Genomic DNA, 1916 nt, shown 5'->3' with positions numbered 1-1916 from the left:
GCTGGGGGCGCTGCTGGCCCTCACCTGAGCACGGAGCTGCCCGGCCGCCCGGCTCAGCCCGCGCTGAAGCGGTCCCGCAGTTCGCGCTTGAGGATCTTCCCGCTGGCGTTGCGCGGCAGCTCGTCCACGAACAGGACCCGCTTGGGTGCCTTGAAGTGGGCGAGCCTGTCGCGCGCGTGGGTGATCAGCTCCTCCTCCATCAGCTCCTTGTCCTTGGCGACGACGACCGCGGTGACCGCCTCGATCCAGCGCTCGTCCGGCAGGCCGATCACGGCGGCCTCCGCGACGCCCGCGTGGGTGTACAGCGCGTCCTCCACCTGCCGCGAGGCGACGAGGACGCCGCCGGAGTTGATGACGTCCTTGACGCGGTCGACGACGGTGAAATAGCCGTCGGAGTCGCGTACGGCGAGGTCACCGGAGTGGAACCAGCCGTCGCGGAAGGCCTCCGCCGTCTCCTCGGGCTTCTCCCAGTAGCCCTGGCACAACTGCGGCGAGCGGTAGACGACTTCGCCCTGTGTGCCGTCCGGCACCTCCTGGCCCGCCTCGTCGACGACGCGCGCCTCGACGAAGAGCACGGGGCGCCCGCAGGAGTCCATGCGGCCCTCGTGCTCGTCGGGGCCGAGGACGGTGGCGAGGGGGCCGATCTCGCTCTGCCCGAAGCAGTTGTAGAAGGCGAGCCCGGGGAGCCGGTCCCGCAGCCGCTCAAGGACCGGCACGGGCATGATCGACGCCCCGTAGTAGGCCTTGCGCAGGGCGCCGAGTTCGCGGGCGGCGAAGTCCGGGTGGTTGGCGAGGCCGATCCAGACGGTGGGCGGCGCGAAGAGGCTGTCGGCGCGGCCCGTCTCGACGAGGTCGAAGATCTGCCCCGCGTCGGGGCCGTCCAGGATGGTGTTCTCGGCGCCGACGGCGAGGTAGGGCAGCAGGAAGACGTGCATCTGCGCCGAGTGGTAGAGCGGGAGGGAGTGGACGGGGCGGTCGGCCGCCTTCAGGTCGAGGGCGGCGATGGCGCTGGCGTACTCGTGGACCAGCGCCCCGTGCGTGAGCATGGCGCCCTTCGGCTGGGCGGTGGTGCCCGAGGTGTACAGGAGCTGGACCAGGTCGTCGCCGCCCGGACCCTCGCCCTCGGCCTCGTACGCGGGTGCGCCGGGCAGCCGGGCGAGGAGCGAGTCCGCCGTGTCGCGCAGCGCCAGGGTCCGTGTCCCCGCCGGGAGCCGGTCCGCGAGGCCGGGGTCGGTGAGGACGAGGGAGCTGCCGGACTGGCCGACGACATAGCCGAGGTCGTCGCCGGTCAGGTTCTGGTTGACCGGCACATGGATCAGTCCCGCCCGCGCGCAGGCGAGGAAGCCGATCAGATAGGCGTCGGAGTTGTGGGCGTAGGCGCCGACCCGGTCGCCGCGGCCCAGGCCCTGCGCGCGCAGCACCTGGGCCGCGCGCGATACGGCCGTGTCGAGTTCCCCGTACGTCCATGACCGCTCGCCGTAGTGGAGCGCCGGGCGCCGTGGCACTCGGCGCGCGCTGCGGCTGAGGACTCCGTCGACCGTGTTGTCGCGTGCACCCGTCATGGCGTGATCCTGAGCGCCGGGCACCGCCCCGGTCAAGGGACGGCACCGAGCACGTCCCGGAGGCCGTCACAGATGACATACCGCTTGGTACGCTCAACCGCTCCTTCCCTCAACGATGTTGGGAGGCACCATGAGCACCACCCGACCCACCCCCCCCCCCCCCCCCCCCCCCCCCCCCCCCCCCCCCCCCCCCCCCCCCCCCCCATCGACCCGTACGAGACGGCTGTCCGCCGTCGGGGTCACCCTGCTGACCGCCCTGGCCCTGCTGCCGTCCGGCGCGGGGGCCGCCGACCGTGACGCGCACCCCTCCGGCGGCGGTCTGCACGCCACCCTCCGCTACACCGAGTACGGCAT

The 1916-nt window shown here is 73.0% G+C and carries 2 protein-coding genes; one reads left to right on the top strand and one right to left on the bottom strand.

The genetic code is table 11. From position 1 onward, the window contains the following. Positions 1–53: 53 nt before the first annotated feature. The gene (locus AB8Z36_RS38490) at positions 54–1562 is read right to left on the bottom strand and encodes an acyl-CoA synthetase (RefSeq protein ID WP_369218010.1); all 1509 of its coding nucleotides are present in this window, start codon (positions 1560–1562) and stop codon (positions 54–56) included. Positions 1563–1692: 130 nt separating this feature from the next. Between AB8Z36_RS38490 and AB8Z36_RS38485 the strand changes: the two genes are divergently transcribed. After that, a partial coding sequence (locus AB8Z36_RS38485; protein ID WP_369218009.1) for a hypothetical protein occupies positions 1693–1916 on the top strand: 224 nt, incomplete at its 3' end.

The sequence above is a fragment of the Streptomyces flavofungini genome, from assembly GCF_041028215.1.
GTDB lineage: Bacteria > Actinomycetota > Actinomycetes > Streptomycetales > Streptomycetaceae > Streptomyces > Streptomyces flavofungini_B.
The sequence above is the reverse complement of the archived record's forward strand: the minus strand, read 5'-3'. Positions and strand labels throughout refer to the sequence as shown.

Coding starts and splice junctions, on each gene's coding strand:
- AB8Z36_RS38490 (WP_369218010.1), bottom strand. CDS start 1,562: ATGACGGGTGCACGCGACAACACGGTCGACGGAGTCCTCAGCCGCAGC.